General features: G+C 41.3%; 31 protein-coding genes. 20 read left to right on the top strand and 11 right to left on the bottom strand.

All coding sequences use genetic code 11. The features are described from left to right. Positions 1 to 227: 227 nt before the first annotated feature. The gene (locus V7K25_RS16460) at positions 228 to 557 is read right to left on the bottom strand and encodes a hypothetical protein (RefSeq protein ID WP_335159621.1); all 330 of its coding nucleotides are present in this window, start codon (positions 555 to 557) and stop codon (positions 228 to 230) included. A gap of 53 nt (positions 558 to 610) precedes the next feature. Between V7K25_RS16460 and V7K25_RS16455 the strand changes: the two genes are divergently transcribed. The 8 genes from V7K25_RS16455 (at position 611) to V7K25_RS16420 (ending at position 6,784) form a co-directional block, all read left to right on the top strand. After that, a complete protein-coding gene (locus V7K25_RS16455) occupies positions 611 to 3,625 on the top strand; it encodes a HEAT repeat domain-containing protein (protein WP_335159620.1) in 3,015 nt (1,004 codons plus the stop codon). Between the two features lie 15 nt (positions 3,626 to 3,640). Further along, entirely contained in the window at positions 3,641 to 3,871 is a 231-nt protein-coding gene (locus V7K25_RS16450) for a hypothetical protein (protein ID WP_193950334.1), read from the top strand. Further along, positions 3,864 to 4,124 carry a type II toxin-antitoxin system RelE family toxin gene (locus V7K25_RS16445; RefSeq protein WP_335159619.1) on the top strand — a complete coding sequence of 87 codons (261 nt, stop codon included), beginning with the start codon at positions 3,864 to 3,866 and terminating at the stop codon, positions 4,122 to 4,124. The genes V7K25_RS16450 and V7K25_RS16445 overlap by 8 nt, the downstream gene beginning before the upstream one ends. A gap of 2 nt (positions 4,125 to 4,126) precedes the next feature. After that, positions 4,127 to 4,354 carry a type II toxin-antitoxin system HicB family antitoxin gene (locus V7K25_RS16440; protein ID WP_335159618.1) on the top strand — a complete coding sequence of 76 codons (228 nt, stop codon included), beginning with the start codon at positions 4,127 to 4,129 and terminating at the stop codon, positions 4,352 to 4,354. Between the two features lie 32 nt (positions 4,355 to 4,386). Next, a complete protein-coding gene (locus tag V7K25_RS16435) occupies positions 4,387 to 4,641 on the top strand; it encodes a hypothetical protein (protein ID WP_335159617.1) in 255 nt (84 codons plus the stop codon). 9 nt (positions 4,642 to 4,650) lie between these two features. Next, entirely contained in the window at positions 4,651 to 5,091 is a 441-nt protein-coding gene (locus V7K25_RS16430; RefSeq protein WP_335159615.1) for an HNH endonuclease, read from the top strand. A 90-nt stretch (positions 5,092 to 5,181) separates the two neighbouring features. Beyond that, complete coding sequence (locus tag V7K25_RS16425; protein WP_335159614.1) at positions 5,182 to 5,658, top strand: hypothetical protein; 477 nt, start codon at positions 5,182 to 5,184, stop codon at positions 5,656 to 5,658. Positions 5,659 to 6,553: 895 nt separating this feature from the next. Next, entirely contained in the window at positions 6,554 to 6,784 is a 231-nt protein-coding gene (locus tag V7K25_RS16420) for a hypothetical protein (RefSeq protein WP_335159613.1), read from the top strand. A gap of 176 nt (positions 6,785 to 6,960) precedes the next feature. On the opposite strand, the gene V7K25_RS16415 is transcribed toward V7K25_RS16420, so the two are convergent. Next, entirely contained in the window at positions 6,961 to 8,307 is a 1,347-nt protein-coding gene (locus tag V7K25_RS16415; RefSeq protein WP_335159612.1) for an NAD(P)/FAD-dependent oxidoreductase, read from the bottom strand. Between the two features lie 803 nt (positions 8,308 to 9,110). Here V7K25_RS16415 and cysE point away from each other — a divergent pair. From cysE to V7K25_RS16375, 8 genes are all read left to right on the top strand, one after another. Continuing rightward, complete coding sequence (gene cysE, locus V7K25_RS16410; RefSeq protein WP_335159611.1) at positions 9,111 to 9,851, top strand: serine O-acetyltransferase; 741 nt, start codon at positions 9,111 to 9,113, stop codon at positions 9,849 to 9,851. Between the two features lie 59 nt (positions 9,852 to 9,910). Continuing rightward, the gene (locus V7K25_RS16405) at positions 9,911 to 10,156 is read left to right on the top strand and encodes an Asr1405/Asl0597 family protein (protein WP_335159610.1); all 246 of its coding nucleotides are present in this window, start codon (positions 9,911 to 9,913) and stop codon (positions 10,154 to 10,156) included. 306 nt (positions 10,157 to 10,462) lie between these two features. Next, positions 10,463 to 10,660: a DUF2949 domain-containing protein gene (locus tag V7K25_RS16400; RefSeq protein WP_109012176.1), complete on the top strand. Its 198-nt coding sequence runs from the start codon at positions 10,463 to 10,465 to the stop codon at positions 10,658 to 10,660. Between the two features lie 372 nt (positions 10,661 to 11,032). Further along, positions 11,033 to 12,163 carry a homocitrate synthase gene (gene nifV / locus V7K25_RS16395; RefSeq protein WP_335159609.1) on the top strand — a complete coding sequence of 377 codons (1,131 nt, stop codon included), beginning with the start codon at positions 11,033 to 11,035 and terminating at the stop codon, positions 12,161 to 12,163. Continuing rightward, the gene (locus V7K25_RS16390) at positions 12,153 to 12,440 is read left to right on the top strand and encodes a nitrogen fixation protein NifZ (protein WP_335159608.1); all 288 of its coding nucleotides are present in this window, start codon (positions 12,153 to 12,155) and stop codon (positions 12,438 to 12,440) included. The genes nifV and V7K25_RS16390 overlap by 11 nt, the downstream gene beginning before the upstream one ends. After that, on the top strand, positions 12,415 to 12,618 hold the full coding sequence (gene nifT, locus V7K25_RS16385; RefSeq protein WP_100900485.1) for a putative nitrogen fixation protein NifT: 204 nt from the start codon (positions 12,415 to 12,417) through the stop codon (positions 12,616 to 12,618). The genes V7K25_RS16390 and nifT overlap by 26 nt, the downstream gene beginning before the upstream one ends. A gap of 286 nt (positions 12,619 to 12,904) precedes the next feature. Beyond that, entirely contained in the window at positions 12,905 to 13,453 is a 549-nt protein-coding gene (locus V7K25_RS16380; protein ID WP_335159607.1) for a (2Fe-2S) ferredoxin domain-containing protein, read from the top strand. Positions 13,454 to 13,703: 250 nt separating this feature from the next. Then, positions 13,704 to 14,861, top strand: coding sequence for a PD-(D/E)XK nuclease family protein (locus V7K25_RS16375; RefSeq protein ID WP_335159606.1), 1,158 nt, complete (start codon positions 13,704 to 13,706; stop codon positions 14,859 to 14,861). A 111-nt stretch (positions 14,862 to 14,972) separates the two neighbouring features. Here V7K25_RS16375 and V7K25_RS16370 read toward each other — a convergent pair whose 3' ends face one another. From V7K25_RS16370 to V7K25_RS16355, 4 genes are all read right to left on the bottom strand, one after another. Continuing rightward, positions 14,973 to 15,176, bottom strand: coding sequence for a hypothetical protein (locus V7K25_RS16370; RefSeq protein WP_335159605.1), 204 nt, complete (start codon positions 15,174 to 15,176; stop codon positions 14,973 to 14,975). 146 nt (positions 15,177 to 15,322) lie between these two features. Continuing rightward, the gene (locus V7K25_RS16365) at positions 15,323 to 15,655 is read right to left on the bottom strand and encodes a protochlorophyllide oxidoreductase (RefSeq protein WP_335159604.1); all 333 of its coding nucleotides are present in this window, start codon (positions 15,653 to 15,655) and stop codon (positions 15,323 to 15,325) included. Next, the gene (locus V7K25_RS16360; protein ID WP_335159603.1) at positions 15,645 to 16,214 is read right to left on the bottom strand and encodes a hypothetical protein; all 570 of its coding nucleotides are present in this window, start codon (positions 16,212 to 16,214) and stop codon (positions 15,645 to 15,647) included. Before V7K25_RS16360 ends, V7K25_RS16365 begins: the two co-directional genes overlap by 11 nt. Positions 16,215 to 16,351: 137 nt before the next feature. Further along, positions 16,352 to 17,734, bottom strand: coding sequence for a 1-acyl-sn-glycerol-3-phosphate acyltransferase (locus tag V7K25_RS16355; protein ID WP_335159602.1), 1,383 nt, complete (start codon positions 17,732 to 17,734; stop codon positions 16,352 to 16,354). Positions 17,735 to 17,883: 149 nt separating this feature from the next. On the opposite strand from V7K25_RS16355, the gene V7K25_RS16350 reads away from it, so the two are divergent. Then, positions 17,884 to 19,698, top strand: a complete 1,815-nt coding sequence (locus V7K25_RS16350) for a proline--tRNA ligase (protein WP_335159601.1) — start codon at positions 17,884 to 17,886, stop codon at positions 19,696 to 19,698. A 267-nt stretch (positions 19,699 to 19,965) separates the two neighbouring features. Further along, positions 19,966 to 20,586, top strand: coding sequence for a GerMN domain-containing protein (locus tag V7K25_RS16345; protein WP_335159600.1), 621 nt, complete (start codon positions 19,966 to 19,968; stop codon positions 20,584 to 20,586). A gap of 29 nt (positions 20,587 to 20,615) precedes the next feature. Here V7K25_RS16345 and V7K25_RS16340 read toward each other — a convergent pair whose 3' ends face one another. The 3 genes from V7K25_RS16340 to efp form a co-directional block, all read right to left on the bottom strand. Beyond that, positions 20,616 to 20,963: an ArsR/SmtB family transcription factor gene (locus V7K25_RS16340; protein WP_100900476.1), complete on the bottom strand. Its 348-nt coding sequence runs from the start codon at positions 20,961 to 20,963 to the stop codon at positions 20,616 to 20,618. Positions 20,964 to 21,038: 75 nt separating this feature from the next. Beyond that, the gene (gene accB, locus V7K25_RS16335; protein ID WP_335159599.1) at positions 21,039 to 21,596 is read right to left on the bottom strand and encodes an acetyl-CoA carboxylase biotin carboxyl carrier protein; all 558 of its coding nucleotides are present in this window, start codon (positions 21,594 to 21,596) and stop codon (positions 21,039 to 21,041) included. A 110-nt stretch (positions 21,597 to 21,706) separates the two neighbouring features. Next, positions 21,707 to 22,264, bottom strand: a complete 558-nt coding sequence (gene efp / locus V7K25_RS16330; RefSeq protein ID WP_100900474.1) for an elongation factor P — start codon at positions 22,262 to 22,264, stop codon at positions 21,707 to 21,709. A 187-nt stretch (positions 22,265 to 22,451) separates the two neighbouring features. On the opposite strand from efp, the gene V7K25_RS16325 reads away from it, so the two are divergent. Next, positions 22,452 to 23,558 carry a peptidylprolyl isomerase gene (locus tag V7K25_RS16325; RefSeq protein ID WP_335159598.1) on the top strand — a complete coding sequence of 369 codons (1,107 nt, stop codon included), beginning with the start codon at positions 22,452 to 22,454 and terminating at the stop codon, positions 23,556 to 23,558. A gap of 39 nt (positions 23,559 to 23,597) precedes the next feature. On the opposite strand, the gene V7K25_RS16320 is transcribed toward V7K25_RS16325, so the two are convergent. After that, positions 23,598 to 24,185 carry a Uma2 family endonuclease gene (locus tag V7K25_RS16320; protein WP_335159597.1) on the bottom strand — a complete coding sequence of 196 codons (588 nt, stop codon included), beginning with the start codon at positions 24,183 to 24,185 and terminating at the stop codon, positions 23,598 to 23,600. Between the two features lie 89 nt (positions 24,186 to 24,274). Here V7K25_RS16320 and thiL point away from each other — a divergent pair, with 89 nt between their 5' ends. Then, positions 24,275 to 25,318 carry a thiamine-phosphate kinase gene (gene thiL / locus V7K25_RS16315; RefSeq protein ID WP_335159596.1) on the top strand — a complete coding sequence of 348 codons (1,044 nt, stop codon included), beginning with the start codon at positions 24,275 to 24,277 and terminating at the stop codon, positions 25,316 to 25,318. Between the two features lie 98 nt (positions 25,319 to 25,416). Here the strand turns inward: thiL and V7K25_RS16310 are convergent, their stop codons facing one another. After that, positions 25,417 to 26,430 carry a type I glyceraldehyde-3-phosphate dehydrogenase gene (locus tag V7K25_RS16310; protein ID WP_335159622.1) on the bottom strand — a complete coding sequence of 338 codons (1,014 nt, stop codon included), beginning with the start codon at positions 26,428 to 26,430 and terminating at the stop codon, positions 25,417 to 25,419. Positions 26,431 to 26,472 lie beyond the last annotated feature (42 nt).

The following is a 26,472-nucleotide window of genomic DNA, read 5'->3' as shown; positions in this document are numbered from 1 at the left end:
TGGCTTTCGTAACTTTAGCAATTTTAGATTACGCAGTTTATTAAACTGGCATTTTAGTATTGATTCTCCATAAAACTAGCGGAAGAACCAAAATTCCTCACACTTAACGGAATTATCACCACCCTATCTTCGCCTAAAACCATATACAAAGAGTTTTAACAGCGTTACTTCTAGGTCACAAAGCCAAATTTGTGTTTGAAAAAACCAAGTCTTCAGCGTTGGTTTTTTCAAAGAATGAATTGAAGCTGGTAAAATTCCTGTGGTGATTGATTGCACATATCCCTTGGTAGAATTAGCAGCGGCTCATGTTGTAGCAAAAGTGAACGTGCAGTATGAAAATTGCATAGGCGTAGCCCATCGTAGACATCGCGGTTGGCAATTGAGCGCGAGTCCCAACAACCGCCTGGGAATGAATTCCCAGTCTCATAGCTAAAGTCTTCTAAAGAAGGCTGAACTAAAGTTGAGCTATTAGCCAGAGAACTTATTCTCTGGTGAGATGTGGGGTTAAGCGCGATCGCACAATATATTTCTGCAATAACCCCGAAATCTGTAAACATTACTCCAGGTAGTGTATATACTCGTAATCAAAATCTCAACAGAAGCGAGTATTATGCTGGACTGGTTAGCTATTTGGGGTGTAACTCAGGCCGCCGGGTTGATTTTTAAACCCATTCTGGAAGACTTAGCCAAGGATGCTGCTAAAGATTGGGCTAAGGATTTATTAAAAGGCATCCCTGGCAAGATTTTAAAGAAACTTAAGAAGGAAGACATAGAAATTGCTGCTGGTAAAGCGTTAAAGGAATTTTTGCAACTCATGCAGCAGCAGTTAAAGGTTCGTTGCAAACTTGCTGAAGCTGAGATTAAAGAGTACACCAAAGACATCCAGAAATTTATCAGTGATAAGTCGGTTGCAGAAATTCTGGGTAAGGCTTTTGATATTAATTGTGAATCTCTAGACGCTAAAACCCTAGAAGATAGTTGGAATAGGCTGCAATTAAAACCTCTAACATCTAAGTTTAATTGGCAATTCTTTGCAGAACAGTATTTAACACAAGTCCAAGAACTTCTTTTAGATTCAAAAGAATTACACCATATCCTAGAATTACAAAAGTTATCTGATATTGAAACGAATACAAAAGAAATTGCTGGTGTTATTGTAGATTTTAATTTAGCTAAATATCAAGAAGGAATCCGCGATCGCTATGGCAACCTCAAGTTAGATAGCTTAGATACTAGCGGCTATGCCTATAACGAACTTAAATTATGGAAAATTTTTACTGCTCAAAATGTCCGTAAAACTCATCAAGTTTTACCACAAGTTCATGAACTGCCTAAAGAACATCTTAGGCGGCTGCGAGAAAGTGATCAAGTAGAAGCAGAAGTGGAATTAGAAGAATTAGAACGTCACAAACGGGTTTATTTTGAACAGCCGATCTGTTCAGTTTTAGATGTTGTCAATAAAAAACAAGATTATAAATATCTTGTGATTTTGGGCGATCCTGGTTCAGGTAAATCTACTTTGTTGCAATTTCTGGCTTTGAATTGGGCTGAGTCTCCACTGGATAATGCTATCTCATTACCAATTCCCTTGCTAATTGAGTTACGCACTTATATGCGGCGACGGGAAGATAAAGAGTGCAATAATTTTCTAGAATTCTTTCATCAATGTAGTGGTGCTGTTCATCATCTCAATCAGCTTGAACTAGATAAAAAATTAAAAGCTGGTAATGCCTTAGTGATGTTTGATGGTTTGGATGAGGTATTTGACCCTGGTAAGCGAGAGGATGTAATTACTGATATTCATCGCTTTACTAATGACTATCCTGAAGTGCAGGTAATTGTCACTTCTCGGATTATTGGCTATAAACCGCAACGATTGCTTAATGCTGAGTTTCGCCACTTTATCTTACAAGATTTAGACTCTGAACAAATTCAGGATTTTATCAACCGTTGGCATGAAGTCTTGCTGCTAATTGCGGGAATGATTGAGCCAAGATTTGTTGGGGAGATTATTGATTATTTAATGGCGCAAGATGGCGAAGAGGAAAAGTTTGTTAATCTATTTTTAGCGGCTAAGTGTCTTGTAGAGGTGAGAAACCGCTCTGCGATCGCGTCAACGGCTAATAAATTACTTGACAAGCTAAAAGACTTAACTAAATATGACCTCTGGTACTATTATTTCCTTTATCACGATAAAGAAGAAACTAAGCTAGTTCAGGAAATTCATACTCAAACAGTCACTACAATTGCAACGACATGGCAAGAATCTCCCGATACCAAAACCTTCCTCAAAGAATGTGGTACCCAGGATGATAGCTGGGATGTGCGACGTGCAGCAATTCAAGAATTAGCTAAGAACTTCAAAAATGACCCCGACACCAAATCCTGGCTCAAAGAATGTGGTACCCAGGATGATAGCTGGGATGTGCGACGTGCAGCAATTCAAGAATTAGCGAAGACCTTCAAAAATGACCCCGATACCAAAATCTGGCTCAAAGAACGCGCTACCCAGGATGATAACGAAGATGTGCGACGTGCAGCAGTTGAAGAATTAGCGAAGAATTTCAAAGATGACTCTGACACCAAATCCTGGCTCAAAGAACGCGCTATCCATGATAAGAGCTATATTGTGCAACGTGCAGCAGTTCAAGAATTAGCGAGAAACTTCAAAGATGACTCTGACACCAAATCCTTTCTCAAAGAACGCGCTATCCAGCATGATAATAACTGGGATGTGCGACGTGTAGCAATTCAAGGATTAGCGAAGAACTTCAAAAATGACCCCGATACCAAAATCTGGCTCAAAGAACGCGCTACCCAGGATGATAACGAAGATGTGCGACGTGCAGCAGTTGAAGAATTAGCGAAGAATTTCAAAGATGACTCTGACACCAAATCCTGGCTCAAAGAACGCGCTATCCATGATAAGAGCTATATTGTGCAACGTGCAGCAGTTCAAGAATTAGCGAGAAACTTCAAAGATGACTCTGACACTAAATCCTTCCTCAAAGAATGCGCTATCCAGCATGATAATAACTGGGATGTGCGACGTGTAGCAATTCAAGGATTAGCGAAGAACTTCAAAGATGACTCTGACACCAAAACCTGGCTCAAAGAACGCGCTACCCAGGATGATAACGAAGATGTGCGACGTGCAGCAGTTGAAGAATTAGCGAAGAATTTCAAAGATGACTCTGACACCAAATCCTGGCTCAAAGAACGCGCTATCCATGATAAGAGCTATATTGTGCAACGTGCAGCAGTTCAAGAATTAGCGAGAAACTTCAAAGATGACTCTGACACTAAATCCTTCCTCAAAGAATGCGCTATCCAGGATGAACGCTACTTTGTGCGACGTTCAGCAGTCCAAGAATTAGCAAGGAACTTCAAAGATGACTCTGATTTGTTTGACATCTACTACCAATGCGCTGTTAATGACCCCTTTAAGGATAGCCATGATCCCCCCCATAACACCAATCCTCGGCGCATTGCACTAGAGATAATTATCAAGCAATTTCCTCAGCATCCCCAGACTTTACCACTGTTGCGCGATCGCGCACAAAATGACCCAGATGAGCAAGTGCGAGAATTTGCTCAGAAAAAGTTGGCACAATTAGAGAAGTAGAAGAGTTGCAAAAATATGAGTAACACAGAAGTTCGTCAGCAAATCAACCAATATTTAGATGTATTATCTTCAGAACGCTTACAACTGGTTGCTGATTTTTTAGCATATCTAGCAGATAAGGAGAGTGAAGATGCTACCCAAGAGTTACTTGATATCCCTGGATTTATTGAATCATTTGAAGAAGGTAAAAAAGATATTGCTGAAGGTCGGGTAAAAAGCTGGAGAACAATTCGGTCTGATGTATAACGTTGTGTTATCCGCTAAAGCCGAGGAGATTTATGCTACAGCAGACCAAGCTTTAGCCAAAAAGGTTGCCAGGTGCTTTGAGCAACTAGAACAAAATCCTCGGTTTCATCCTAATGTTAAACCTCTCAAAGGTAACTTTGCAGGTTATTATCGCTATCGCATTGGTAACTATCGAGTAATTTATCAAGTTGATGATGCAACAAATCAAGTTATGGTAACTACTATTGCTCATCGGCGAGAAGCTTATGAATAAATATGAAATATACAATTATGATTCAATGGTCAGAAGAAAACCAATGTTATGTGGTTTCGCTACCTGAGTTTACGCATATAATGCAGCCTTGCACTCACGGAGAGACTTATGAAGATGCTCTTAAAAATCCTCAAGAAGTTTTAGAGATGCTGATTGAGTCATCTTTGGCAAACGGCGAACCTCTACCAGAGCCAAAAACATTAGGAAAGTCATTAAAAGTAACGTTGTAAATCAGTAAAATTAAATAAAAATAGGTAATCTCATGACTACATCTGTAAATACAACCAAAGTCTACGATGAAATTATAGAGTTTATTGCTGCTGGAACCACTCCTCAAAGTGTTATCGATTTCAAACTCTCGGATGCAGCCAAAGACCGTTTAGAGGATCTGGTTTACCGCGCAAAAACTGAGGGTCTTACTGGAAGTGACCAGCAAGAGTTAGATCGTTTCCTCACGCTAGAGCATATTATGAGGTTGGCAAAAGCAAAAGCTTATCAGTATATTAACCCTAAGTAAGTATTCAATATGTCTCATCCATATATTAAAGTAGAACTGCGGCGTTTAGTTGCCGATCGCGCCGCCCATCTATGCGAGTATTGTTTATATCCAGAAGGAGACGGCTTAGGTTTTCAAGTTGACCATATAATCAGTGTCAAACACGGCGGTGCTACAACAGCAGATAATCTCTGCTATGCCTGTATTTTCTGTAACCTGCAAAAAGGAACGGATTTAGGGTCAATTAATTGGCAAACTGGCGAACTTGTGCGATTTTTTAACCCACGCAGAGACTTTTGGGGTGAGCATTTTCGACTTGATGAGGCTGTAATTGTGCATCAAACAGATATTGGTGAAGTTACAGCACGTATCCTAGATTTTAACGGTGATGAAAGGATTATAGAACGACAAGCTTTGATTGCATCTGGTCAGTATCCCTCAGCGTCGGCGCTAAAACAGATAAATAAATAGGTTATGATGTGCGATCGCATCTACCAATGGGAATCATATACTTGGCAACTATTGCTACTTCACCATTAGAACTCCCAAGGTAAATATATAATGGCTTATCAAAATATTGCAGCCACCCTTTCGCCACAAGATATCCAAGAAATTAAAGCCGCGCTACAGACAGTCCAAAAAAAGATGCCCTTTCTGATTACTCTCAGCACTGAAGAACGGCGCAAGTTAGTAAAAATGGGCGATAAAAGCCTAGCCTTTGTAAACAATAGCGTCACTGCTGCTCAGTCTAACCGCGAAATTCTTCCAGCCACTTTTGACGTTGAAGAACTTGTCCGGGATTATCAATTAGCCACTGCGCTTACCGAACTTTTAATCTCAATGCAGCAACTCACCGAACAGGTAGATGATACCCTAATGGCTGTCGGTAGTGAAGCGATGACTAGCAGTTTGACTGTTTATGACTACGTGAAGACTGCATCAAAAAAGACTCCAGGCTTAAAAACTGTCGCTGAACAGTTGGGCGAACGTTTTAAAGCTATTGGTAGAGGCAAATCTGCAAAAACTCCCGTCTCTTGATAATTTAATACTCATTGGCAAACTGTAGGGGTGTACAAATGTACGCCCCTATTCTGTTTATCCACCTTTGAACTCCGTTAATGAGTCTTTGAACTGGATGAATCCACCTTTTATCTCCGTTAACGAGTCTTTGAACTGGATGAATCCACCTTTTATCTCCGTTAACGAGTCTTTGAACTGGATGAATCCACCTTTTATCTCCGTTAACGAGTCTTTGAACTCCATTAATGAGTCTCGAAAATCAAAATGTTCAGCAGTCATTCGCGCACCAGTTGCTTTTCCCAGGAAGAGACGCTCTTGCTAGCTTGCTTAAGAGACTTCCAAATAAAAAAACATCCTATTTAGTCGCCGCACTCCCGACTCAGAAGCAATTATATATCCGTCGATGTTTACTGAAGATGGTAAACCTATAGAAGAGAATAATCGGATAATTGCAGAAGCGATCGCTCAAAGAATCCAGCAAGAGAAGAATAATCAGAGTTAATAGTGCTGACGAGAGCTTTGCCATCTAGGCTATATTTCAATACGGTTCAATTAAGGCTAAAACCGTTTTTCAAAGTCAATTTTTTTAACGAACCGCCTTTCCTTCTCTTCGAGAGGCTGCGCCAACGGAATGCTGCGCGTTCGCGTAGCGTCTCGCAGAGAAGGACGCCAAGGACGCAAAGAGAAGTAGGACTTACGCAAAAACCCTCTCAAACTCTCATTCCTCTGTGACCTCTGCGCCCTCTGTGGTTCGTTTTGTGTTACCCGTGCGTAAGTCCTAAGAAGGAAAAAATGCTTAACTGAACCGTATTGGGCTATATTTGGTTTTGTTGATTTCTAGCCAGTTGCAGAGCGGGAACTGAACTCTGGTGAGCGCTGTATCATTTATGTAGAGCATTTCTACAGCACTCACTTGACAACTGGCATAGCTGGGACACCAGAAGCGGAAAGTTTTACCTTATCCCTCGTACAACTTCTTTACTGTCCCGTTGTGTTGATATCTCCATTTAAACTGCAACTCGAAGTCATGAAATGCCAAATTGCCAAAATTGCTCAGGGCGGTATCTTATCCCCATATTCTTTTCCTGGAATAGCTAATCTCCGCCCAAGATTTCCCACCACATGGCACTCATTACTCCAATAGCCCCTTCATCGTTGACTAATGCTGTGATACCTGAATTCCAAGAAATAAATATCCAAATAAACGTAGACGTTTCGGCTTGCCGCAGGCTACCACAGAGACACAGAGGACACAGAGAAATGAGAGTTTGAGAGATTTTTTTTGTTAGGTGGTTGAGTGTTTTTTTATTTGGAAGTCCCTTACAGAGGTGTCACAGAAGGCTCTTGCACCCTATCGTTAACAGTTTTTGGTTCTACAAAAGCTTCTCGGCCTGTAATCAATCTAGAGCGACGATTACGAGTGATATAATTCCATGCCCACTGAAATACTACTAGTAATTTAGTGTCAAACTCGATTAAGAAGTAGATGTGAACTAATAGCCAAAATGCCCAAGCAATGAAACCTGTGAGTTTGATTAAGCTTAAATCTACAACAGCTAAATTTTGCCCAATCATCGCCAAACTACCCACATCGTTGTAATGAAATTGTGGCAAAGTCTTACCTTGAAGCCGTCGTCGAATTAGTTTACCTACATACTCTCCTTGTTGTTTAGCTACAGGTGCGACACCAGGTAAAGGTTTAGCATCTTGATGGGAGAAGTTGGCTAAATCTCCAATTACGAAAATATTGTCATAACCCTCGATAGACAAGTCAGGTTCTACAATTACACGCCCAGAGTAATCGCGCTCTACACCTGTAGTTTCTGCTAAGACTTTCCCCATTGGCGAACCTTGGACACCTGCTGCCCACAAGATAGTTTTTGAGGCAATTTCTGTAAATTCATTGCCTTGCTTGAAAGTAACAGTATCACCTTCAATATTTGTCACCCTGGTGTGAGTGTAGAGTTCTACACCCAACGTTTGCAAAGATACTGCTGCTGATGCCGATAACTCTGGCACCATGTGTGGGAGGATGCGAGGGCCCCCTTGTAATAGCAAAATTTTCGTTTCTGAGGTGTCGATGCTGCGGAAATCTTCTTTGAGAGTTTTGTATGCCAATTCTGCCATCGCACCTGCTAATTCTACACCAGTCGGGCCACCCCCTACAATGACAAAACTCAACCAAGCCCGCCGTTTTTCAGGATCAGTTTCTTTTTCTGCTGCTTCAAATGCACCAAATATCCGGCGACGCATTTCTATCGCATCTTCCACAGTTTTCAAGCCAGGAGCAACTTTTTCCCAGTGATCTTTACCAAAATAGGAATGGTTAGCACCTGTAGCAACAATTAATGTATCATACGGTACTACTTCATCACCCAAAATAACTTGTTGTGCTTTTGGATCAATCTCATTTACTTCTCCCAACAACACTTTTGTATTCTTGCTTTTGCTAAATACAGATCGCAATGGTGCAGAAATATCAGAAGGTGATAGCGTACCTGTCGCAACTTGATATAAAAGCGGCTGAAATAGGTGAAAGTTACGTTTATCAATGAGAGTAACATTTACATTCGCTGCATTCAGACCCTTTGCTGCATACAGTCCACCAAAACCACCACCAACGATAACAACCTGATGTGATGCATTCTTCTCCAGTGAGACTGCCATAATAAATATTTCCTTGTGTTAAGAAGCTGTAACTATTCTTAACAAAGATGTAACAGCATTATGATGGAGGTTGCTGTTTATTTAGAACAATTGAAAAAATACTAAAAGTAGTCAAAGTTAGTTCTTACCCCTCACTTCCAGGTTGGCTTCAGTAAAGATTTGGCACACTTTGCCAATTTGATAGGTGCTTTTGTCCATTCTATAATTTACTGCCCAAGCAAAACCCCTCTTGTTTTACTCGAATGATTCAGCAATCAAATCGGATTCCTATCTTTGCAAAAGTAAAATGCTTTCCTTCAACACATCTATATAATAAGATATTCACTATGAGCGATAACTATATTTTGAAACGTATATATACATACAGACAGGAAATCCTAAAAGAAAATAAAGAAATCTGTCTTTCGCCTAAGGAAATAATAGGATACTAATAGTAGTAGCATATACAGAAAATTCATTTATAGCCTCATCAAACTCATATTTGAGTGCATCTGAGTACAGCTTAATATATTGCAAAATATCTTGACTAAATCTTAGTAAAGGCTTACAGGTAAAGTTTATTGTAGCAAGCATAGAAATTCTTAACCCCTGCCCCAAAAATACTAGTACCCCCATCGTTAAACACTAGCACCCGTACCCCAAGATAAACTTAAAATTTATCTTGGGGTACGAGTTTTGGCGTTTGAGTACAACCTTAATCAATCCAATAAATCCAATCAGCATTGAGTTTTGTATCGAGTTGGAAGTCACCTGATATAAGCATAAAAATAGCAGATAGCTCTTTTACCAGATTGACATTACCGATGCAACAGTCTTTAGACAGTGTTAGCGATAGCCAGACTACCAAAACGCAGGATTCTGCCCATACATCCATGCTGAAAAATTTTCTCTCTGGCGTTTTTCTTGAGCCATTATTGAGTGATTTTCGCATTATTTTTGAGCGCGACCCAGCAGCACGTAATTGGCTAGAAGTGGTGTTTTGCTATCCAGGATTGCACGCACTCTGTTTGCATCGTCTTGCTCACTGGTTACATTGTCGAGGTGTGGGTTTTATCCCCCGCTTAATTTCTCATTTGGGGCGATTTTTAACAGGAATTGAAATTCACCCAGGTGCAGAAATTGGTCAGGGCGTGTTTATCGACCACGGAATGGGCGTTGTCATTGGCGAAACTGCGATCGTAGGCGACTACACACTGATTTATCAGGACGTCACCCTTGGCGGAACTGGTAAAGAAACTGGTAAGCGTCATCCTACAGTTGGTAAAAATGCAGTTATCGGTGCGGGTGCGAAAATTTTGGGTAATCTGCAAATTGGCGATCGCGTCCGTATTGGCGCAGGTTCCATTGTCTTGCAGAATGTCCCCAGCGATCGCACAGTCGTGGGAGTTCCCGGTCGAATTATTTCTCGGAACGAAAGCGCCAGCCTTTCTCCTTTAGAACATGGAAAGCTACCCGATGTGGAAGCAACTGTGATTCGTTCTTTGCTCTCACGCATTGAGCAACTCGAAAAACAACTGCAAACTTTAAAAGTCAAGAGTCATTAGTCATTGGTCATTAGTAAAGGATAAATGACAAAAGACAACTGATAAAGGACAAGGGACAAATGACAAATCACACTTTAGGCGATCAAGTTTTGCAAATTCCGTTGAGCGATCGCTGGCCAATCTACCACCGTTTGCAAGAGTTAAAAATTCAGAGTTCCTGTCCCCCCGATGGTTCTTTACGAGTGCAAGTGAACAATTTGCTTGAAGCGATTTTAATTCGCAGTACAGTTATGCAATTTCTAGCTTCTCGTCACGAATTATTAGAGTGGCTAGAGCGTTGCTGGCATTACAGTGATGAGTCATGAGTATTTCTAAAATACCTAATTCAGACACGGTTAATCTTGAATTCATGACGCAAGTACTGCACTTCATCCTTTTTGTTCATAGATGCACAAAGCTCGAATAGCTTTAGAAGTTGAAGCTACTGTACGCTAACAAAATTTGTTGCAGACTGAGGGAGATTAACCGAGTTTTAGATTTTGTCCAGTCTCCTAAATCTGAAATTTTCCTGACATCTAGCGACAATTACAAAGGTGAAATTAGCAAAATAGACTGTAAATTTCTGATTTTTAATTCTTTTCCAAATTAATAAATTGAAAGTTCAATCACTTATGGCGACTCGTAACAGAGATATAAAACTTCTGAATTTTTTGCACAACGAACTTGAACTTTCAAATGCTGATATTGCTGTAGCTCTGCGACACCGTGAATTAGAAAATGGGCCACTACCGATGCTCCTCTGGCAGTATGGTTTAGTTGATTTAGAGCAGCTAGGAAAGATTTTTGACTGGCTAGCAGAACAAAGTTAGCTCATTTGAACCCTTTAGCTTTTCCTTCCCATTACCTGCTGAAATTACACACCAATGCGCTAAAAAATCTGAGGTTACTAAGATGATTACATCCTTAATTGCTGGATTATGTGTTTTACTTTGTTCAGGATTTGCTAATAGCTATATCAGTTCATTGCTAATCGAAGAAATTACAACTGACATCGGTAAAAATGAATAGTAAATTATACATGCTTTTAGTTCCCTGCCATACAGATGTGATGCTGATAATCGGTCAATAATTAAGGATCATGTATCCTACATTATGAATTGTGATATTTTTAGCATTTGCCATCGCTGGGAATTGTAGAGAGAAAGGTTATTAAGAATACTTCCAAGAGAGGGATATTTGCAATGAATCAAATCATAATTAATGACACAACATTACGTGATGGCGAACAAGCAGCAGGTGTTGCTTTCACCCTAGAAGAAAAAGTTGCGATCGCTAAGTTTCTCGATGCCATTGGTATTCCCGAATTAGAAGTGGGTATACCGGCAATGGGTGACGAAGAAACACGAGCGATCGCCGCAATTTCTAACTTGGGTTTACAAGCAAAACTCCTAGGCTGGAACCGCGCCGTCATCTCAGATATTAAGGCTTCTATCGCTTGCGGTCTGAACCGGGTGCATATTGCCATTCCCGTCTCTGGTATCCAAATCGCCGCCAAATTCCACGGTCAATGGCGAGTCAGTTTGCAAAAACTCAAAGACTGTATCAGCTTCGCTGTCGATCAAGGTCTTTGGGTAGCAGTCGGCGGAGAAGATTCTTCCAGGGCTGATGAAAACTTCCTTTTAGATGTAGCACTTTATGCTCAAGAATGGGGTGCATCCCGGTTTCGCTTCTGCGACACCGTAGGAGTTCTTGACCCTTTCAGCACCTACACCAAGGTCAAACGACTAGTTTCAGCTTTGATGATTCCCCTAGAAATCCACACCCACAATGATTTTGGTTTGGCAACAGCCAACGCCCTTGCGGGTATCAAAGCCGGAGCCTTATCGGTGAATACCACAGTCAATGGATTGGGTGAAAGGGCAGGAAATGCAGCTTTAGAAGAAGTTGTCATGGCGATCAAACGCATCTACGGTGTTGATTTGGGCATCGACACTCCCAACTTGCTGGAACTGTCTCAACTAGTTGCAGCTGCATCAGGTGCAAATGTACCACCCTGGAAAGCGATCGTTGGCGAAAATACCTTTGCTCACGAATCTGGCATCCATGCCCACGGAGTAATGCAAAACCCCATTACCTACGAACCATTTGCTCCCGAAGAAGTGGGTTGGGAACGGCGTTTAGTAGTAGGTAAACATTCTGGACGGCATTTGGTTGCTAACTTGCTAGAACAGCATGGAATTTTCTTGAACTCCCAAGAAACCCAATCTGTTTTAGACGCAGTGCGCCATCAATCGGTACAGAAAAAACGCAGTTTGACGACAGAAGAACTATTGAATTTGGTCAGAGAACAGAGGTACTCTCATGCAACGTGATGAATTAGAGCTAAACTTGCCGCCTGCTTTTGAAATTGGTGAAAAAGTCAGAGTTCGGAAACTGCTCAAGAACGATGGTACTTTTCCTGGTAAAGAAGTCGGGCAAGTTTTAGTGAACAAAGGAGATATCGGCTACATAGCCAGTATAGGGACATATTTGCAGACTTCCTATATCTATGCTGTGCATTTCTTGGAAACAGGATTCGTCGTCGGCTGTATGAAAAAAGAACTAGAATCTGTTGAGGGATCTCATGAAAGTAATGCTACGCATGAATGACGCCGGTACTTTAGTAGTTTACGTTGCTAAAAAAGACCTTGAAGAAGAAGTCGTCAAACAAACCGATGGAAATGATGGTAAAGTTCTCACCCTAGCAAATGGTTGGGAATTGGAATTTCGTGATTTGCCAGATACAGCAAATTTACCTCAAACAGTAGAAGCTAAACGACTCGCTTAAAAAAACGGGGAGTAGGTTTCTCAGATATTGCACCAGTTCCCACAATTGCCTCAGAATGAATTCTAAGGCTAATAGCTAAAGTCTATCTATTGAAGACTAAGTAAGGTTTTTAGTCCACTTTAGTGGAGTTAAGCTATTAGCCAAGAAATAAATTTATTGGCGGGAGATGGAGCAGGTGCAAGATTTAATGAGTAGGAATTTCTTAGTTAGAAACTATAAGTTTTAACTACTTGACTTATAACTCTTAACTAATGACTAACCACTAATCACTAACTTTTTATCAATCATGGGTGACAAATATTTGACGTTATCAGAATTGAACCTTGAAGGACAGTTACTAGGTTTTATTGGTGGTGAACCAGGAAAATATAAATATTTGCAATTGGCAGTTCCATCTGGAAATGTGGAAATTAAACTACCTAAAGAGTTACGCCGTTTACTAAGTTCATCCTTAGTTCCTGGACAGAAAGTTCGTGTTTGTGGTCATAGTGAGGTAGACTCACGCACAAGTAAAATAAAAATTAAAGCCTATCGAGTGACACCAATTGATGCATGTCCAAAGCAAGATTTACCACCTCAAATGAAAGCGAGGATTATGGTATGTCAAAAGGGCGGTTGCCTCAAACGTGGTGGTAAAGGGCTATTATCAGAATTAGAAAAAACTTTGTGCGATCGCGGTTTGTTAGACAAAGTTACCATTGAACATACTAGTTGCCAAAAATGCTGTAGCAGCGCCCCCAACTGTGTTTTGCAGCTTGGTAAAAAGAAATACAAGAATATTCACCCTGAAGCGATCGCATCTTTGCTAGAAAGTCACTTAACTTCAGAGCAATAAACTTCTCTAGCTATTTTTAAAAAAATACGCAACTTTTTAGGGGTAAAAATTTTACCCCTATTTGTTGTAAGTATCATTTGTATAACACCCTTGTCAAACTGCGATCGGCTAAGTTATAACTGCTGCAACGTTAGTAATACCGAATACAAACAGAATTTATAAAAATTTTCAGTAGCTTTGTTCAAGCAGGACTACAACCTTAGTTATTGTGTATAACTTTTCTGGAATTATCTTAAATACTTAAAAATAAATGTCTTTGTTCACAAATCTACTCAATCTGCATTCGCCGAGCAAACCGCGTGAAGATTTTTTTACTGAGATTGTTGCTTATTTTTTATCCTTGAATAATGATATTTTACTTGGTTGGCTAAAACATCACTCAATCATTAGTGATGATAATTATTCCAGCATCAAGATTTCAACCCAACAAGAACATCAAGCACTGGCAAACCATACTGAGGATAGTAGACTTGATATTGTGGTTGAACTTTCAACAGGTTTAAGCACAGATGTAATATTTATTGAATCAAAAATTGGTGCAAAGGATGGAAATAATGCTTTAAAAAAATATGCTGATATTTTGAGTAATTTACCAAATGTCAGACATCGAATTTTAATTTACATTACCCGTGATTATGACCCAAAAGATGAAATAAAAAAATACTGCCTTGATTTCTTACCCAAGGTAAATTTTTTTCAACTCAGGTGGTATCAGTTTTATAGCTTTTTAAAAGAACGCGCATTTGATATCTTAGCCCAAGAAATATTAATTTTCATGAGGAATAACAGAATGTCTCAGAATAATCAATTTTCATCAGTTGACTTATTGGCAATGGTGAATTTTAACAAAACTCTTAATCTCATGGAATCAACTCTCAATGAAGAAGTACAGCAAAAATTCAAGCTAGCTTTTGGGGGTATTATCAGAGGTGCAGCAAGTAGGACTCAATGGAAATGGGACGAGAGATATATTATCTACACCCACTTTTCTCCCTCGACATGGGACTTATGGTGTGGTCTTGGCTACTTCGGTTTAAATCCAAGTAATTTAACTGATTATCCGTATTTAGGTATATTTTTGCAGGTTTCTCCTAAGTTTGGACAACGCTCAAAAATTATTGAATCTATGCAAAAAATAATTAACGATAAACCCAATATATGGACTCCTATTAATTTAAAAGTTTTGCCAGCATGGTCAGGTATTTTTTATCGCAAAAGCCTACAAGAGGTTTTATCTGAAAAAGACCAGTTATCTGCTATTAAATTATTTTTCCAAGAGTCAATAAAGGAATTAAAAACGGTTCAAGAACAATATTTTGATTTTCCTTGGAAGGGTGTAAGTATAGAAACAGTTACAGAAGCCGATAAAAAAGAAGACCCAGACACCTCACCATCCTTCATCGCATAACTTTAATGTTGTCAGCCAGTTCTAAAATTTTCTCGTTAATTTTATCTCGAATATCAGCAGATAATTTTTTTAATTGTTTCGCAGCCTTGTTAGAAAGTTCTATTTGATAAGTCACGATTCTAATTCTTTTTTGTACTGTTCCCAAGTAATAGTAGGTTCATTTTCAGCTTCCTCAAAGGCTTTAATATCCTCTTGATCCTCTGCTTTTCTAATATCTAACAATTCTAGAATATCTTCTAAAGTATCTTCATAAGCTTGTTCTAGTCTTTGATTGATTGCTTTTAACAATTCTTGTCTTTTAGTTGTAGTTTCCATAACTAACCTCTGCAACTGCAAAATTTTAATTAATTTACGCTTGAGTGATTGTTCTGGTCAAAGTAATTAAAGACGCGATTAATCGCGTCTTTAATCTTTACATTATTTGTTTCTAGATTTATCTCAAGTGTTTTACTTACTACTACTTATACTATTACCATTGTTTTTCTTTGAGATAACCTTTTTTCAAGGTTTGAGTGATAGAGATGCATCCAAGATACAGTTCTGAACCATTTACCACGACCTTTTGTGCAAGGCTCTAACATCTTATACTGAAACTTCTGTTCGCTAGAGGGTAATATATCTACCAATTTTGCTTGATTACTTAAAGCATGGTTGTGGCTTTTTGAATCTTCGACTTCAGGTAGTAAATGTGTTACTCCGAATAGTTGTCCCAAAGGAGACGTTTTCAGGAAAGCTTGCCTTTGGGCGTGAGTCATAACAACTTTTGACCCGGCTTTTATTGTATTACTGGCCATATAGCTTTGGCGCTCCTCTTAAGCTTTCTTGTTGATCACAGAAGGATGCGGCTGCTTTCCGCAAGAATCTAAAAGCATATCCATCTTCTCCCGGAGCGATTGTGACAGCCCCTAGATACTCCATCTGCACCTTATTACTATAATAGGACACAGCAGTATCTAGAGCAACCAGGACAACTAGCGGTTCATCTATTTCGGTTTGACACAACTCCAATCCAACCTTGCTTGCATACCAAATTAACCATTTGCCTATTGGTTCCATGAAGCGTTCAGCCCCCTCTCCTCGACTTGTAGGGTGAGCTTCTATGTGTTCTATCTCTAAAAACTTTGGAGAGCCAGGATAGGGATAAAGACCATATCGCACTAATCCCCAGACTTTACCCTTATAAACAAGTTTGACGATATTTTGACATTCAAAATCGGTATTTTGCCACAAATTCAACCAGTTAAAAGACCAATTAGTAGGCATATCATTTTTTTTAGCTGAAGAAAGCATAGCAATTGCCTCGACTGCCGATTTAATTCGGACTTTTACCTTATAAGATCCAATGGTAGTCAATTAAGTTGTATAAACTTTTAGTAGCAATGTTTCAGATTGATAGATTATAAAGAACTACCTAGTCACATGGCAATTAACAATTAAAGATATTTTATATACTGCAATGCTGAGGGAGAGAAAGATCCTCCCCATCCTAATCAGATCAATCCTTCCAAAGCGTGCTGTAAATCATTTGTCACATCAGCAACAGCTTGTCTAGCACCCAAACGATTTTCCTTATACGCCGGATAATGTTCAGAAATAGATATAGGTTCACCCACAGTAATTTTTACTTTTTGCTGACCCAATTGTGGACGCTGTACACCTTTATTGCCTTTTATTTTAGCAATCATTTGCCATAAAATTAAAGTCGTCTCAGCAAACCTTTCTACTGTGGGATTTTCACGAATATAATTACCAGAAACAGCCACAAAACTTTCTACTAACCGCATGTGCCACATCCGCGCATTCGCTTCTTCAGCAACACGATCGCCTAAAGCTCTTTCAACAGCAGATACTCCTTTTACATCCTTAAAATCTTCTCTAAATATATAATTCCACCCAGCTTGTTCTACCCGCCGACATCGGTCACTCAAAGTACCTTTTGACTGCAAATCAAAATGCTGTTCTGATATTAGTAGCGCCGCATTCAATAAAGCTTGCAAACGAACTGCTAACGCTTCATTTCTATCTTCAATTTCTCCTACTACTGTTTTCATATCTGGCAGCTTGAGATGATAAAAGCGCGTGTAAAATTTTTCCATTAACGAAAGTAAATGTTCTGCCAAAATTAATAACCGAGGATAAAGCGACTCTATAGAAGCATTTACTGGTGCATTCACAGGTAAACCACTAGCCGCTTCCATTTCACTTAAAAGATTAGTGATCGCACCCCAAGGAGCATCAACGTAACTATATTTAATCCCAACTGGTACAATTAGAACCTGTTGGTCGCGTCCAGCTTTGTGCAAATCTTCAGCACACCAAAAGCCTAATTGGGCAATACCAGGTTCTAGGGGGCTAATATTTTCTGATAAACCGTTGGTTGCACCCTCTGGCGCAGCCGCCATCGGAAATTTCCCATTGGCGAACAAATCCCGCGCCGAACGTAACCCTGTCCAGTCAGCCTTACCTCGCTGAATCGGAGTCCCACCTAAACGAGAAGCAATCCAGCCGACGTAGGAACCTGCCCATAGAGGAATGCCGCGATCGTAGATAAAATGAGCGTGAATGGGAAGTTGTAGCGCTGTACCTTGCGATCGTGCTACCTTTGGCACGAGTTGAGACAGCAAGTAGGTCAAACAAAACGGATCGTCTGTTTTAGGATGGCGAAATGCCAGCATAAAACGGATCTTACCCTCCTGAAACTGGCGATAGAGATCCACAAGCACCTCTACGTTGTCTGCTTCAATTTGGGTAATAGGTGTTTGCCAGTTTATCCAACTGGGTAGCAACAGATGGACAACCCGTAAAACTAAGGGGTTAAACGCCGGAGGAATAAATTCTAAAGGTGGCTGTGCTTGATAAATTACATCTGCCAAAGTAGTTTTCTCCTAAAATCGCGATTAAAAAGGCGGAAGGCTATAAGTAAAAATGAAAAATAAATAACGCTGTGTACTTTGTACTTCATCCTTAATACTTCATACTTTAGTTGACATAGAAATTAGTGATCAAAGAAAGGCTATAAACGATGCGACTGTCACAAATGTTATTCGTTACACTCCGGGATGATCCGGCTGATGCTGAGATTCCTAGTCATAAATTATTACTCCGTGCAGGCTACATTCGTCGCATCGGTAGTGGTCTTTATGCTTATTTGCCTTTAATGTGGCGGGTATTACAAAAAGTTTCCCAAATTGTGCGAGAAGAAATGAACGCTACAGGCGCACAAGAATGCCTCTTACCACAATTACAACCTGCTGATTTATGGAAGGAATCAGGACGCTGGGACACTTATACCAAAGCTGAGGGGATTATGTTTTCCCTAATTGACCGCCGTGAGCAACAATTAGGATTAGGCCCAACTCATGAAGAAGTCATCACAGCGATCGCTCGTGATATGATTCGCTCTTATCGCCAGCTACCACAAAATCTCTACCAAATTCAAACCAAATTCCGTGATGAAATTCGTCCCCGCTTTGGTTTGATGCGCGGACGGGAGTTTATCATGAAGGACGCCTATTCCTTCCATGCCGATGAAGCCAGCCTCAAAGAAACTTACCAGGATATGTATAAAGCCTATAGCAATATCCTGCAACGTTCTGGTTTAGCTTTTCGGGCAGTGGAAGCTGATTCTGGTGCAATTGGTGGTTCTGGTTCCACAGAATTTATGGTTTTGGCAGAAGCTGGTGAAGACGAAGTTCTCTACACTGAGGATGGTAAATACGCCGCTAACGTAGAAAAAGCTGTTTCTTTACCAATTGATGCCGAAATTTCACGGTTTACAACCTACGAGAAACGCGATACACCTGGAACAGAGACGATTGAAAAGGTCTGTCAACTTCTCAACTGTTCTCCCACTCAATTAGTAAAAAATGTCCTTTATCAGACAGTTTATGATAATGGTATAACGGTGTTAGTTTTGGTGAGCATCCGAGGGGATCAAGAAGTTAATGAGGTCAAGTTGCAAAATGAATTGACTAAATTAGCTTCTGAGTATGGCGCTAAAACTATTATTACTTTGAATGTACCAAATGTAGAAGCCCAACAAGCATGGACAGCTAAATCTCTACCTTTAGGCTACATTGCGCCAGATATCGCAGATGAGTATATTAACGCCAATAAACAGATCCATCCCAAGTTTTTGCGCTTAGTGGATCAAACAGCAGTTGATTTAAAAAATTTTGTTACAGGTGCGAACGAAGCTGGCTATCACGTAGTCGGTGCTAATTGGGTTGAGCAATTTGCAATACCAAGGCTAATAGTAGATATACGGAAGGCAAGACCAGGCGATCGCGCCATCCATAACCCAGAACAAACTCTCTTCAGCGCCCGTGGAATTGAAGCAGGTCACATCTTCCAATTAGGTACTAAATATTCCCAAGCGATGGGAGCAACTTATACCAATGAACAGGGTGAAGAAAAGCCGCTATTGATGGGTTGTTTTGGCGTAGGTGTGTCACGATTAGCACAAGCTGCCGTAGAGCAATCTTACGATAAAGATGGGATTATTTGGCCAGTTGCGATCGCACCCTACCACGCGATCGTCACAATTCCCAACGTAAAGGATGCTCAACAAATCGAAATCGCCCAAAAACTTTACACAGAACTCAATTCCAGGGGAATTGAAACCCTACTAGATGATCGCGACGAACGGGCTGGAGTGAAATTTAAAGATGCTGACTTGATAGGCATACCTTATCGAATTGTAACCGGACGTGCGATCGCTAATGGCAAAGTCGAAGTTGTAGAAAGAGCAACCCGTAACTCTCAAGAAATAGTCATTGAAGAAGTTACAAATACACTTCATAAGTGGATTACCGCCGCCATTCAGGTAAAAAATTAAACACCAATTTTACGCAGAGGAATAAATACTTTCCTTAGCGTTCCTCTGCGTTGTAAATTTAATCATCTCCAAAAAGAAAGAGATTTACATAATTTGGCAGGTGACGAATAAGAAATAGAAATTCTAAAATTAAATCAGGGACTTGCAGAATTAAACATAATCGCCTCCTCCAGGTTGCGGGAAACTCTCCACTTATAAGTATCGTCCTTAACCAGGCTGCTCCTCACATAATTACCATATCAGCCCTCAGTCAGGAAGGTTTTGAACATGAAAGACCAACAAGGATCTAATCGTATTTCTTCAGGCGCAATTGCAGCCGTGTCAGCAGTGGTTGTAGCAGTGGGTGGCGGTGTGGCTTGGTTTACTACACACTCCAGCAATACTCCCACACCGTCAAACCCCTCTGAGCGTATCGCTCAACCAGCACAGCCATCAACTAAGCAGCCAGCCAATGAGCAAACCCCTAACGTTTATTGGCTCAGACCAACGGACAAAAATGTTACTTTAGTCCCCCAGCCTGTTAGAGTCGCTTCTATACGACCCAACCAGCCATTAGAAGCAGCTTTCCAAAGTTTATTGGCAGGCCCACCAGCAGAAGCAGAAGGGACAAATTCTACAACTATCCCCAAAGGAACTAAACTTTTGGGGCTAAAGGCGGAAAATGACGAAGTTCACGTTAATTTATCTGAAGATTTTACCAGTGGTGGTGGAAGCACATCAATGATGGGTCGCGTGGGACAAGTTGTTTACACTGCTACAACTTTAAATCCCAAAGCCAAGGTGTACATTGACGTGAACGGCAAACCTTTGGATGTTTTAGGCGGTGAGGGTCTAGAGTTACAACAGCCACTAACTCGTGAAAGCTTTCAGAAAAATTATCAGCTTTAGTCATTGGTCATTGGCAAAGGACAAATGACCTAACGTTTGCTATTTAACACACGAAAGTTACGGGCTTGCTGTTCTAACCTTGTGGCAAGGCGATCGCAAACCCGATTACACAAATCAAAAATCATTTCATCTTCCACCCGGTAATAGGCGCAAGTTCCTTCACTGCGGCGGCTAAGGATACCTGCTTGCCACATTACCTTTAGGTGTTTTGACACATTTGCCTGAGAAGTCTGTGTTGCCTCTACCAACTCTTGCACGCATTTTTCTTCATCCCGTAATAAGTGGAGCAGCCGCAAGCGCATCGGCTCACTTAACAGACTGAAGTATTCAGCTACTTGTTGCACCACTTCTGGCGGTAAAGGCAACGTTTGTTTCATCAGGATTAACCCGCAAGGACTGAAGTTTTAACGATGACTCATTTAGGATGATTCATTTCATATATAGATTAATACTTAATCGGGGTTAATTCGCATCAAAGGTTGACCATATTCTACAGCGTCGCCATTTTGGAGAAGAATTTCCATTACTTGTCCAGAGACTTCGGCTTCGATTTCATTCATCAGCTTCATAGCCTCAATGATACAGACAGTTTGACCCTTGCGGATGCGATCGCCCACTTCCACAAATGCCACTTCCCCAGGTGCCGGAGCGCGATAAAACGTTCCCACCATTGGGGAAGGCACTTCTACTAATCTTTGGTCAAGGGTTGAGGGGGGATTTACTGACAACTGCATTTGTGTGCTAGTACCAGTATTCTCAAACACACGAGATGTGGACACCTCCGTTACCTGACTCGTGTTCACCTGGTTTCCCCCAGATGAACCCGATGTCGAGCCAGAACCCACCACACCGCCGAAGGTCGCTTGACCTACCGACAACATCTGATTGCTAACGCTCACAGCCTTACGGACTGTTAGTTCAAAATCATCGCTTTTGAGCGTCACTTCTGCAATATCTGTTTGGGCGATAGTTGCCAGTAGCTGGCGGATTTCATTAAAGTCCAATGGCACAGTTTTTATTACCTCGACCTAATCCGTAAATGAGCATCTTAAGTGTGGCAGGGATTAAATCCCTATGTAGGGATTTCCATCGGGAACAAGCATCTCCGTAGAGATGAAAATTATTCCCTGCTGATATATTTATCTTCTTGGGTATCAACTTTGATGCGTTCTCCTTGAGAAATAAACAAAGGAACCATCACAACTGCACCAGTTTCTAGAGTTGCTGGTTTTGACCCACCGGTAGCAGTGTCACCTTTTAAACCTGGATCTGTCTGGATAATTTCCAGAACGACAGACTTAGGCAATTCTACTCCCAGCACCTGGTCGCCCCACTTAATAACTTCGGCTTCCATACCTTCTTTGAGGTATTTGACGCGATCGCCAATTTGTGCGCGGGTCAATCTACCTTCTTCGTAGGTTTCCATATCCATAAAGACGAACTCATCGCCTTCTTTATAGGTATGCTGCATCGTGCTTTTTTCTAGCGTGGCTTGCGGAACTGTTTCCCCGGCTCGGAACGTTTTTTCCATCACGCTGCCACTCTGGACATTTTTTAACTTAGTTCGGACAAAAGCGGAACCTTTACCTGGCTTGACGTGCAGGAATTCTAGCACTCGCCATACAGACCCATCTAATACAATTGAAACACCGGGTCGAAAGTCGTTACTGGAGATCATGAAACTTTCAAATTTTGGAAGACAATCGGCATTTATTGTACCCTTCTAGGGTCGTCATTGGGCATTTGTCATTAGTCATTAGTTATTTGTCATTAGTCATTAGTCATTTATCCTCCGCCCTTAACGTGGGAAGATTATTGATGGGTTACGTCCAGTCAACAATCTAATGCTGCATTTGAGTTATCCCATGCTTAACTTATTAAAATCCTGGCTGAAGAACAGCCTAATGGCAATACTGCTGGTAACAATATTTTTAGGCATAACTACATCTGGGTGGACTCCCTCCAGTAGCGCCGCACTGCCATCTGGCAATGCAATTACCGACGGTAAGGCTTTGTTGCGGTATGCACTCCCGATAGATAACAAACCTGTACGGCAACTACAAGCCAGTTTAGAGGACATCTCTGCCCAACTCCGGGCTAATCGGCGGTGGGGTGCTATTTCCAAGGACATCAGCAAAGCATCCCGCATTCTCGATAAACCCTCCCAAATCTTAACAAGCGTTCCCGCAGAACGCCAACCCCAAGGCGAAGCTTGGATTAAGGAGTTGAAATCTGGGGTGGGTAAATTAGAAGAATTGGCGAAGAGTAAAGATAAAGAACAAATTCTGGAAGAGAGAGGCAAACTTCTGAATCTCGTTACTCAGTTAGAAGAGTCAATGGTGAAACAATTCCCCTTTGAAGTCCCTACTGAGTACAGTAAACTGCCACAACTTAAAGGTCGTGCCACTGTAGAAATAAAAACCAACAAAGGTGATTTAACCCTGGTAGTAGATGGTTATAGTGCCCCTGTCACTGCTGGTAATTTTGTAGATTTGGTACAGAGGGGTTTTTATAATGGCTTAGAATTTACCCGTTCTGAAGAATCTTACTTTTTGCAAACTGGAGATCCAGAAGGTAAAGACGTGGGTTTCATTGATCCAAACACGGGTAAATATCGCGCTATACCCTTAGAAGTCTTAGTTCAGGGTGATAAAGCACCTACTTATGGCATTACACTAGAAGAAGCTGGCCGTTACGTTGATATGCCAGTTTTACCTTTCTCTGCTTTTGGTGCAGTGGTAATGGCTCGTCCCGAAAGTGAAGTTAATGGTGGATCTTCTCAATTCTTCTTCTTCCTCTTTGAACCAGAACTCACCCCCGCCGGACGCAACCTATTAGATGGTCGCTATGCCGTTTTTGGCTATCTCACCGAAGGCAAAGAAGTTTTGGATAAACTGAAGGCGGGTGACAAAATTGAATCGGCAAAAGTTGTTCAGGGAATAGAAAATCTGGTTGAGCCACAAACTGCATAAGAAGAGAGTAGGGGGAGAATAATTCCTGTACAGACGCGGTTAATCGCGTCTCCCCTGATTCAGATTCCCAACGGTGAACACTTGATCAACAGTAATCGCTAATTCTGGAAAAGTCCGTGATACAATTTGCTGATTAGCAGTAAAAACTGTTTCTTCGTAAAATCCATCTTCCAGTAATAACACCGAAATCTTCCCTTCTAACGGATCTACAATCCAATATTCAGGAACCTCTAAGGCCGCATATTCAGATCGCTTATGGCGATAGTCCCGTTTCACCGATTCTGGACTGACCTCCTCGACAATTAGTAACGGCGGTGACTGAAATACTGCTGAGGCATTCAACAATTCTCTGGCTTGTTCCAGTGTCACTACACACAAATCAGTCAACCTAGATTTATTTCTACCCGTTCTCACCCCACTTTCCCGAAAACACAGCCAAGTAGAGTTACAACGTTTGATTTCTGCTTTCAAGGCAGTATCCAAAAAATCGACAATCAGAAAATGTTCAATAGTTGGTGGGTTCATTAGCTCTAGCTTGCCATCCACCAATTCATAATGAGAACCGTTACCATCATCATAGATTAAGTACTCCTCAAATATGATGCTGGTTACTGGTGTTGTTACCATCCCAACTGACTCCTAGACGATACCCTTATCTTAAACAGTAAAACAAATCATCAGTTTTCTTCGTAATTTTGTAACACGGAAAACCGATTGTGAACAGTGAGTTATCTTCTCAACAAGTACAAGATATCGGTGAACAAGGTCTTTTAGAAAGATTGCAGCGCTTCTGTCCTCCAGAAATTATCGGCGATGATGGAGCAGTTCTGGTGACTGCACCAGAGCAATCTTTGGTAGTGACTACAGATATACTGGTTGATGGCGTGCATTTTAGCAATGTTACCACTTCCCCAGAAGATGCTGGTTGGCGGGCTGCTGCTGCCAATTTATCAGATTTAGCAGCTATGGGCGCTTCCCCATTGGGAATTACTGTCGGGTTGGGACTCCCGGGCGAAGTTAGGGTAAGTTGGGTTGAGCGATTGTACCAGGGAATGACAGAATGCCTGCAAAAATACAATACCTCAATTGTTGGGGGTGATGTCGTGCGATCGCCTGTGACGACTCTGGCAATTACTGCTTTTGGTCAAGTTTCCCCTCATCGAATTATCCGCCGTTCTACTGCTGTTGTTGGAGATGCGATCGTTGTTACAGGCGTTCATGGAGCCTCAAAAGCGGGCTTAGAACTGCTCTTGCATCCCGAATTAGGACAAGACCTCAACGACGTGGAAAAGGTGGCTTTAATCCGCGCCCACCAACGCCCACAGCCACGATTAGATGTCTTACCAATCCTCTGGAAAATCTTAACTCCTAACTCCCAACTCCTAACTCCTAATTCCCAACTACCTATTGCTGGTATGGATAGCAGCGATGGTTTAGCAGATGCGATTATTCAAATTTGCCGCGCCAGTGGTATTGGCGCTGTATTAGAACGAAGAGAAATTCCTGTACCAAAAACTTTTAACCCTTGGCTGACACAAGAGCAAGCGCTGGAATATGCTCTATACGGTGGCGAAGACTTTGAATTAGTGCTGTGCTTGCCACAAGAGTCAGCATCAGCCTTAGTAGAACATCTTGGTCAAGGTGCTGTGATCGTAGGCAGCATTACATCTGGATCAACAGTACTATTGCACGACCAACAAAAAAAATTCCCTGACCAAGTTCTGAGTCTTAGCCAGGGATTTCAACATTTTGGTCAATAGTCCTACCCTACACGTTTGCCTTTGGCGTTTTCGTAAAGTAGCCGCCAGCGCTTTTATGTCATTTTTTTAATGACCAATGACCAATGACCAATGACAAATTATTGCCACTTCTCGGCTACTAATTCTGCCAAATCCAAAACTCGTTGGCTGTAACCCCACTCGTTGTCATACCACGCCATAACTTTCACAAGGTCATTACCCAAGACCAAAGTCAAGCTTGCATCAACAATCGAAGAAGCATCATGACCTTGATAATCAGACGATACCAGTTCTAGTTCGCTGTAGGCCAAAATACCTTTGAGTGGGCCTTCAGCAGCATCTTTGAGAGCTTGGTTAACTTCTTCAGTAATAGTACGCTTCTCAACCTGAACTACGAAATCTACCATTGAGACGTTCGGGGTAGGTACGCGCAAGGCAACACCATTTAGCTTGCCTCTGAGGTCTGGGATAACCAGCGCCACTGCTTTTGCTGCACCAGTAGAGGTGGGTACAATGTTTATCGCTGCTGCCCTCGCCCGTCGCAAATCCCGGTGAGAAGCGTCTAGCAAGCGTTGGTCACCTGTATAGCTATGGGTGGTGGTCATCGTGCCTTTAATGATACCAAACTTATCGTTCAACACCTTGGCGATCGGTGCCAAGCAGTTGGTAGTACAGCTAGCGTTACTGATAATGTGGTGTTTGTTGTGGTCATAGTCGTGATGATTCACACCAACCACAAAAGTGCCATCCTCGTTTTTACCAGGAGCGGTAATCAGAACTTTTTTGGCTCCAGCATTTACATGCTTGAGCGCTCCTTCTTTGCTAGTAAATACTCCGGTTGCTTCGATAATTAGGTCAATTCCCCAATCTTTCCAGGGCAACTTTTCTGGGTTGCGATCGGATACGCACTTAATGGTCTTACCGTTAACGATAATAGAGTTATCATCGGCACTAATCTCAGCACCCTTGATCTTCCCTAGCATCGAGTCATACTTCAGCAGATGAGCATTGGTTCTAGGGTCTGATGTGTCATTAATAGCCACAAGGTCGATTTGACTATTCTCTCTACCCACCCAGCATCGTGCAAAGTTACGTCCAATCCGCCCGAAACCGTTGATTGCAACTCTAATCACAGTGTCTTGCCCTCTGTATTTATGCTTATATGTTGATATCGT

The sequence above is a fragment of the Nostoc sp. genome, assembly GCF_036919495.1.
In the GTDB taxonomy this organism is placed as follows: Bacteria; Cyanobacteriota; Cyanobacteriia; order Cyanobacteriales; family Nostocaceae; genus Nostoc.
This window is presented reverse-complemented; position numbering and strand designations above follow the sequence as displayed.

Excerpts from the sequence above, each read along its gene's own strand:
- V7K25_RS16455 (WP_335159620.1), top strand. The coding sequence starts at position 611 with ATGCTGGACTGGTTAGCTATTTGGGGTGTAACTCAGGCCGCCGGGTTG.
- V7K25_RS16320 (WP_335159597.1), bottom strand. The coding sequence starts at position 24,185 with ATGGTAACAACACCAGTAACCAGCATCATATTTGAGGAGTACTTAATC.
- V7K25_RS16380 (WP_335159607.1), top strand. The coding sequence starts at position 12,905 with ATGGGTGACAAATATTTGACGTTATCAGAATTGAACCTTGAAGGACAG.
- V7K25_RS16345 (WP_335159600.1), top strand. The coding sequence starts at position 19,966 with ATGAAAGACCAACAAGGATCTAATCGTATTTCTTCAGGCGCAATTGCA.
- V7K25_RS16415 (WP_335159612.1), bottom strand. The coding sequence starts at position 8,307 with ATGGCAGTCTCACTGGAGAAGAATGCATCACATCAGGTTGTTATCGTT.
- V7K25_RS16325 (WP_335159598.1), top strand. The coding sequence starts at position 22,452 with ATGCTTAACTTATTAAAATCCTGGCTGAAGAACAGCCTAATGGCAATA.
- nifT (WP_100900485.1), top strand. The coding sequence starts at position 12,415 with ATGAAAGTAATGCTACGCATGAATGACGCCGGTACTTTAGTAGTTTAC.
- V7K25_RS16435 (WP_335159617.1), top strand. The coding sequence starts at position 4,387 with ATGACTACATCTGTAAATACAACCAAAGTCTACGATGAAATTATAGAG.
- cysE (WP_335159611.1), top strand. The coding sequence starts at position 9,111 with ATGCAACAGTCTTTAGACAGTGTTAGCGATAGCCAGACTACCAAAACG.
- V7K25_RS16460 (WP_335159621.1), bottom strand. The coding sequence starts at position 557 with ATGTTTACAGATTTCGGGGTTATTGCAGAAATATATTGTGCGATCGCG.
- V7K25_RS16390 (WP_335159608.1), top strand. The coding sequence starts at position 12,153 with ATGCAACGTGATGAATTAGAGCTAAACTTGCCGCCTGCTTTTGAAATT.
- V7K25_RS16370 (WP_335159605.1), bottom strand. The coding sequence starts at position 15,176 with ATGGAAACTACAACTAAAAGACAAGAATTGTTAAAAGCAATCAATCAA.
- nifV (WP_335159609.1), top strand. The coding sequence starts at position 11,033 with ATGAATCAAATCATAATTAATGACACAACATTACGTGATGGCGAACAA.
- V7K25_RS16350 (WP_335159601.1), top strand. The coding sequence starts at position 17,884 with ATGCGACTGTCACAAATGTTATTCGTTACACTCCGGGATGATCCGGCT.
- V7K25_RS16340 (WP_100900476.1), bottom strand. The coding sequence starts at position 20,963 with ATGAAACAAACGTTGCCTTTACCGCCAGAAGTGGTGCAACAAGTAGCT.
- V7K25_RS16375 (WP_335159606.1), top strand. The coding sequence starts at position 13,704 with ATGTCTTTGTTCACAAATCTACTCAATCTGCATTCGCCGAGCAAACCG.
- V7K25_RS16440 (WP_335159618.1), top strand. The coding sequence starts at position 4,127 with ATGAAATATACAATTATGATTCAATGGTCAGAAGAAAACCAATGTTAT.
- V7K25_RS16425 (WP_335159614.1), top strand. The coding sequence starts at position 5,182 with ATGGCTTATCAAAATATTGCAGCCACCCTTTCGCCACAAGATATCCAA.
- efp (WP_100900474.1), bottom strand. The coding sequence starts at position 22,264 with ATGATCTCCAGTAACGACTTTCGACCCGGTGTTTCAATTGTATTAGAT.
- V7K25_RS16450 (WP_193950334.1), top strand. The coding sequence starts at position 3,641 with ATGAGTAACACAGAAGTTCGTCAGCAAATCAACCAATATTTAGATGTA.
- V7K25_RS16405 (WP_335159610.1), top strand. The coding sequence starts at position 9,911 with ATGACAAATCACACTTTAGGCGATCAAGTTTTGCAAATTCCGTTGAGC.
- V7K25_RS16365 (WP_335159604.1), bottom strand. The coding sequence starts at position 15,655 with ATGGCCAGTAATACAATAAAAGCCGGGTCAAAAGTTGTTATGACTCAC.
- V7K25_RS16430 (WP_335159615.1), top strand. The coding sequence starts at position 4,651 with ATGTCTCATCCATATATTAAAGTAGAACTGCGGCGTTTAGTTGCCGAT.
- V7K25_RS16445 (WP_335159619.1), top strand. The coding sequence starts at position 3,864 with ATGTATAACGTTGTGTTATCCGCTAAAGCCGAGGAGATTTATGCTACA.
- V7K25_RS16400 (WP_109012176.1), top strand. The coding sequence starts at position 10,463 with ATGGCGACTCGTAACAGAGATATAAAACTTCTGAATTTTTTGCACAAC.